The organism is Streptomyces sp. NPDC054841 (assembly GCF_053611045.1).
This window is the reverse complement of record NZ_JBSGZO010000468.1, coordinates 1-6,426: the sequence shown is the minus strand read 5'-3', so window position 1 is coordinate 6,426 and position 6,426 is coordinate 1. Positions and strand designations below refer to the sequence as shown.

Below are 6,426 nucleotides of genomic sequence, written 5' to 3'. Positions count from 1 at the left end.
CTGGTAGCTCCGCTACAAGGACTTCCGGCCGCCTTGCGATGGCACGCACCGGACGACGCTCCTTGACGGGCAAACATTGCCGGTCGCGGCACTAGTGCGGCCACATCGGCGGCCGCGTCACGAAGTGGCCGCCCAGATACGTGTGGTCCGGGTTGGCCGGGTCCAGTTCGCCCTGTTCGGCGATGAGCTTCTCCGCGAACTGCTCCGAGTCGTCCTGCGGCTCGTAGCCGAGCGCACGCGCCGTCGAGAGGTCCCACCACAGGCGGGTGTTGGCGGAGGAACCGTAGACGACGGTGTGGCCCACGTCCTTGGCCGTCAGTGCGGCATGGAAGAGACGGGCGCCGTCGCCGGGGCTCATCCAGACCGAGAGCATCCGCACGCTGTTGGGCTCCATGAAGCAGGAGCCGATCCTGACGGACACGGTCTCGATGCCGTACTGGTCCCAGTACAGCTGGGCGAGATCCTCGCCGAAGCACTTGGAGAGGCCGTAGTAGGTGTCGGGGCGGTGGGGCGTGTCGACCGGGATCAGCACGCCTGGATCACGAGGTGCGCTCTCGCGCGGGCGCGGGGTGAAGCCGACCGCGTGATTGCTGGAGGCGAAGACGACGCGCCCGACGCCCGCCTCGCGGGCCGCCTCGTAGAGGTTGTACGTGCCCTCGATGTTGGCGCGGAGGATCTTGTCGAAGGAGGCCTCCAGGGAGATGCCCGCCAGGTGGATGATCGCGTCCACGCCCCGTACGGCCTCGCGCAGTGCGTCCTTGTCGGCGAGGTCGGCGGTGATCGCGCCGGGCTCTCCGTCGATGGGGGTCATGTCGAAGAGGCGGAGCTCGTAGCCGTACGCGGGCAGCAGCCCCCGCATCAGGGTGCCGATGCCGCCGGCTGCGCCGGTCAGCAGGACGGTGCGGGGTGCGGGCATGGGTGGGTTCCCCTCGACGCGACTCGGACAGGACGCAGGTCTGTAGACGGCATTCACATGCGTGGACACGCTAGGGAGCGGTCGCGGCACCGTCAAGTGTGGCGTAAAGGTGTCAATCATGCCGTTGAGTTGCGGTTTTCCGGCTTGACCTCGCCATTGGGGCCGCACTAGCGTGGCGATGTTCAGAAATGTAGACGTCGATCAGAATGATGCACGAGCCTGATCGCTCGGTGCACGGCCCAGGGAGCGCCCGTGACCTCAGCCCCGCTCGCCGCCCGACTCACCCATGCCGAGGGGCCGCTGTTCTTCCCCGTCACCGCGTACGGACCGGACGGCGCCCTCGGCCTCGATGCCTTCCGCGCCCACGTGCGATCCGGTGTCGAGGCCGGCGCCGGGGCCGTCTTCGCCTGCTGCGGCACCGGCGAGTTCCATGCCCTGACCCCGGAGGAGTTCCGCGACTGCGTCGCCGCCGCGGTCGAGGAGACCGCCGGCCGGGTCCCCGTCCTCGCGGGCGCCGGCTACGGCACGGCCCTCGCCATCCGGTACGCGAAGCTCGCCGAGGACGCGGGCGCCGACGGGATCCTCGCCATGCCGCCCTACCTCGTCGTCGCCGACCAGGCCGGACTGCTGCGTCACTACGCCGCGCTCGCGGCCGCCACCGAGCTCGATGTCATCGTCTACCAGCGCGACAACGCGGTGTTCACGCCCGAGACCGTCGTCGGACTCGCCGCGGTCGACGGCATCATCGGCCTCAAGGACGGGTACGGCGACCTCGACCTGATGCAGCGCATCGTCAGCGCCGTACGCACCGAGGCTCCCGGGCGCGACTTCCTCTACTTCAACGGCCTGCCCACCGCCGAGCTCACCGCCCTCGCCTACCGCGGCATCGGCATCACCCTCTACTCCTCCGCCGTCTTCTGCTTCGCCCCCGAGATCGCCCTCGCCTTCCACCGCGCCCTCACCACCGGCGACGACGCCACCGTCGAACGCCTCCTCGACGGCTTCTACCGCCCCCTCGTGGAACTGCGTGCGTCCCGCCACGGATACGCCGTCTCGCTCGTCAAGGCCGCGGTGCGGCTGCGCGGACAGGACGTCGGCGAGGTACGGCCGCCGCTGAGCGAGCCGTCCGCCGACCACCTCAAGGAGCTCGCCGACATCGTCGAACGCGGCCGTGCACTCATCGGAGACGGAGCGGCCGAGTGAAGGCCGGCGCCTTCGTCTACCCCTGGGACATCACCGGCGACCCTGACGCCGCGGGCCGGATCGCCGGTCTCGGCGTCCGGCAGGTCACCCTCGCCTCCGCCTACCATTCGACCCGCGCCCTCACCCCGCGCCACCCCCGCCACCGCGTCGTCACCGCCGAACACGCGGCCGTGCTCTACCCGCCGGACGAGGCGCGCTGGGCGGGAGCCGCGCTCCGTCCGTACCCGGCCGGGTCCTGGGCGCCCGGCGACGCGTACGGACAGGCCGCCGACGCCCTCACCGCCGCCGGACTCGACGTGCACACCTGGGTCGTCCTCGCCCACAACTCCCGCCTCGGCGCGGAGCACCCGGGCACGTCCGTGGTCAACGCGTACGGCGACCGCTATCCCTGGGCGCCCTGCATCGCCCAGCCCGCCGTCCGCGCCTATCTGCAGACCCTCGCGGCCGAGGCGGCGGTACGGCCGGGGGCACGCGGCACGGAGCTCGAATCCTGCGGCTGGTACGGGCTCGCCCATCTGCACGCCCACGACAAGATCGCGGGTGTCGGCCTCGGCGACGCCGCCCGGTACGCCATGTCGCTGTGCTTCTGCCCCGCCTGCCGGGACGGATACGCGGCACAGGGCACGGACCCCGACGAGCTGAGCGCGGGCGTGCGGGACGCGCTGGAGCCGGTGTGGCGGGGGAGCACACCCCCCGACATCCTGGTCGAGAAGCTGCTGGGAGCCGAACCGACCGCGGTGACCCTGGAGTTCCGTACCCGCACGGCGCGGACGCTGCAGGAGGCCGTCGTCGCCGCGGTACGGGCCGCCGCCCCGGAGGGCTTCCAGGTGCTGCTGCACGCGGATCCGGTGGCGTACCACTGCGGTGCCGACGCCGGGGTCGACCCCGCGCACATCCTCGGCATCGCCGACGGCGTGGTCGTGCCCTGCACCGGCGGAACGCGGCTGCTGCCGCCGTTCGCCCAGCACGCGTCCGCGACGTCCGTCGTCGCCGCCAACCTCACCGTGGTCGCAGGCATGGGCGGCAGCCCGGGAACCCTCGCCGCCGACGCGGGCCGTGCCGCCTCGCTCGGGGCGGACGAACTGCGCCTGTACCACGCGGGACTCGCCTCCGACCAGGACCTGGCGGCTGTCAAAGACGCGCTGGCACAGCTCGTCTGACGCCCACCGACATCACCGCCGCCGGCAGGCCCGTTGGGGCAGTTGGCGTACTTTCCGGTGCGGCGCCTCCTGACGCCGTAGCATCCGGCGCACCACCCGTCACTCATGTACGAGGGGAAACACTGTGCGCATCAAGGGGATAACCGCGCTTCTGTGCGCCGGGCTGGTTTCCGGTACGGCGATCCTGGCCGGAGCCCTTCCCGCCGTGGCGGCCACTGCGGCCGCGCCGGATCCGGCCCGGGCCGCGGCCGCCGAGGACGTACGCGACCAGCTGGAACGCATCCCGGGCATGACCGTCGTCTCGGTCGTGGACCGCGAGGGACACCCGTACTACACGCTGACGTACGCCCAGCCGGTCGACCACCGCCACCCGCTCCGCGGCACGTTCACCCAGCGTCTGACGCTGTGGCACAAGTCCGCCGACCGGCCCACCGTCTTCCACACCGGCGGCTACACCCTCTCCACCGGCATCACCTCCCTCACCCGCCTGATCGACGCCAACCAGATCAGCGTCGAACACCGTTACTTCGCCGAGTCGCGGCCCGCGGGCCCGGCCGGTGACGACTGGTCCAAGCTGACCATCTGGCAGGAGGCGAGCGACGAGCACCGCATCACCCAGGCACTGCGCGGCATCGAGAAGGGGAAGTGGCTGGGGACGGGCGGCAGCAAGGGCGGCATGACCGCGACCTACCACGAGCGCTTCTACCCGGGGGACCTCGACGCGGTCGTCGCCTTCGTCGCCCCCAACGACGCGAACAACAAGGACGACTCGACGTACGAGCGGTTCTTCCGCACGGTCGGCACACAGGAGTGCCGGGACGCGCTCAATGCCGTACAGCGCGAGATGCTCGTGCGCCGCGAGCGTCTGCTGCCCAAGTTCGAGGCGGACGCGGTGAAGAACGGCGACACCTTCGAGGAGACCCTCGGCACCATCGACCGGGCCTATGAGTTCGCCGTCCTCGACCAGGTGTGGAACTTCTGGCAGAGCGACACCGCCGACAACTGCGCCACCGTCCCCGACGCGAAGACCGTCGGCGACGACGAACTGTACGAGTGGTCCAAGCAGCACGGCTTCAGCGTCTACCAGGACGAGACGCTCGGCACGAACGGCGCGGGCCCCTACTACCGGCAGGCCGCGACCCAGCTCGGCTGGGCCGATCTGAAGTTCAAGCACCTCAAGGACGTGCGCCACTACCCGGACATCTACCAGCCCAACTCGGTCCTGCCCGATGTGATGCGCGGCTCGTACGACAACGCGGCAATCGCCGACATCGACAGCTGGGTGCGGACACGGGGCGAGCGGATGATGTACATCTACGGCCAGAACGACCCCTGGAGCGCCGAAAAGTTCACACCGAGCCGGCACGACTCGTACCGCTATGTCGTGCCCGGCGCCAACCACGGGGCCTCGATCGGCAAACTGCCGGCGGAGCAGCAGGAACAGGCCATCGCCACGATCAAGAGGTGGGCGGCGGTGAAATAGCGCCGCGGTCAGGTCACACCCTGGTCAAGTAACACGGCGAAAACCTGAACGGCCTCCTCGGTGGGCACAATCCAGCCATCGACACAGCGCGGAAACCGTCACCCGCCGAGGAGAGCCATGCCGGAACCACAGGGACACAACGCCGTCGACCGCTACTTCAGAATCACCGAGCGCGGATCGACCTTCGGGCGCGAGGTACGCGGCGGCTTCGCCACGTTCTTCACGATGGCCTACATTCTCGTGCTCAACCCGATCATCCTCGGTGGGGCCGAGGACAAATTCGGAGCCCAGCTCTCCGGGCCCCAGCTCGTCACCGTCACCGCGCTCGTGGCCGCCGTGATGACCGCGATCATGGGCCTCGGCGGCAATCTGCCGCTCGCCATCGCCGCCGGGCTCGGCCTCAACGCCCTCGTCGCCTTCCAGATCGCCCCGTTGATGAGCTGGCCCGATGCGATGGGCCTGGTGGTCATCGAAGGCATCCTCATCTGTGTCCTGGTCGTCACGGGTCTGCGCGAGGCCGTCATGCACGCGATCCCGCAGCAGCTGAAGCAGGCCATCAGCGTCGGCATCGGGCTGTTCATCGCGTTCATCGGCTTCATCGACGCGGGCTTCGCGACCCGTATCCCCGGCGCGACGGGGACCGTTCCGGTGCAGCTCGGGGCGAGCGGACAGCTGAGCGGCTGGCCCGTGCTGGTCTTCTGTCTGGGCGTTCTCCTCACCATCTCACTGATGGCGCGCAAGGTGGGCGGCGCGATCCTGATCTCCATCGTCGTGATGACGGTCGTCGCGATCGTCATCAACGAGATCGCCGACATCGCCCCGACCGCCTGGGGACTGACCGTCCCCACCGTCCCCGAGAGCGTCGTGGCGGCCCCGGACTTCGGGCTCGTCGGAAACTTCAGCCTCTTCGGCGCCTTCGGGCAGGTCAGTGTCATCACCATCGTCCTGCTCGTCTTCACCCTGATCCTGAGCGACTTCTTCGACACCATGGGCACGGTCGTCGGCGTCTCCAACGAGGCCGGGCTGCTCGACGAGAACGGCAATGTCCCGAACCTGGGCCGGGTCCTGCTCATCGACGGCGCCGCGGCCGTCGCGGGCGGCGCGGCGTCCGCCTCCTCGGCCACGTCCTACATCGAGTCGGCCGCGGGTGTCGGCGAGGGCGCCCGTACCGGCTTCGCCTCCGTCGTGACCGGCGCGCTCTTCGGGCTCGCCCTCTTCCTCACCCCGCTCGCCACGGTCGTCCCGGCCCAGGCCGCCGCCCCCGCGCTGGTCGCGGTCGGCTTCCTGCTGATGGCGCAGGTCCGGCACATCGACTGGGTGCGGTACGAGATCGCCATCCCGGCCTTCCTCACGATCGCCGTGATGCCCTTCACGTACTCCATCACCAACGGCATCGGCGCCGGGTTCATCGCCTACACCGTCATCAAGACGGTGCTCGGCAAGGCGCGCGAGGTGCACTGGCTGCTGTGGAGCACGACGGCGCTGTTCGTCGTGTACTTCGCGATCGACCCGATCCAGCAGCTGCTGGGCGTCGGCTAGGCCCTGTCCGGGCGATCTTCGAGGAACAGACCGCGGCGTCAGATGCATGGGGTCTCCCCAGGCCCGGAGGGCCGAGGGGACGCATCGCAAGGCGGTGGGGGCACCTCCCAGGCGCAGCTCTGGGG

General features: G+C 70.0%; 5 protein-coding genes. 4 read left to right on the top strand and 1 reads right to left on the bottom strand.

All coding sequences use genetic code 11. The features are described 5' to 3' along the window. Positions 1-91 precede the first annotated feature (91 nt). Entirely contained in the window at positions 92-916 is an 825-nt protein-coding gene (locus ACWGI8_RS36800) for an NAD-dependent epimerase/dehydratase family protein (protein WP_453667786.1), read from the bottom strand. A 252-nt stretch (positions 917-1,168) separates the two neighbouring features. Between ACWGI8_RS36800 and ACWGI8_RS36795 the strand changes: the two genes are divergently transcribed. From ACWGI8_RS36795 to ACWGI8_RS36780, 4 genes are all read left to right on the top strand, one after another. Next, on the top strand, positions 1,169-2,119 hold the full coding sequence (locus ACWGI8_RS36795) for a 5-dehydro-4-deoxyglucarate dehydratase (RefSeq protein WP_453667785.1): 951 nt from the start codon (positions 1,169-1,171) through the stop codon (positions 2,117-2,119). Beyond that, positions 2,116-3,279: a hypothetical protein gene (locus ACWGI8_RS36790; protein WP_453667784.1), complete on the top strand. Its 1,164-nt coding sequence runs from the start codon at positions 2,116-2,118 to the stop codon at positions 3,277-3,279. The genes ACWGI8_RS36795 and ACWGI8_RS36790 overlap by 4 nt, the downstream gene beginning before the upstream one ends. A gap of 124 nt (positions 3,280-3,403) precedes the next feature. Then, the gene (locus ACWGI8_RS36785; RefSeq protein ID WP_453667783.1) at positions 3,404-4,762 is read left to right on the top strand and encodes a S28 family serine protease; all 1,359 of its coding nucleotides are present in this window, start codon (positions 3,404-3,406) and stop codon (positions 4,760-4,762) included. Positions 4,763-4,879: 117 nt separating this feature from the next. Next, on the top strand, positions 4,880-6,301 hold the full coding sequence (locus ACWGI8_RS36780; protein WP_453667782.1) for an NCS2 family permease: 1,422 nt from the start codon (positions 4,880-4,882) through the stop codon (positions 6,299-6,301). Positions 6,302-6,426 lie beyond the last annotated feature (125 nt).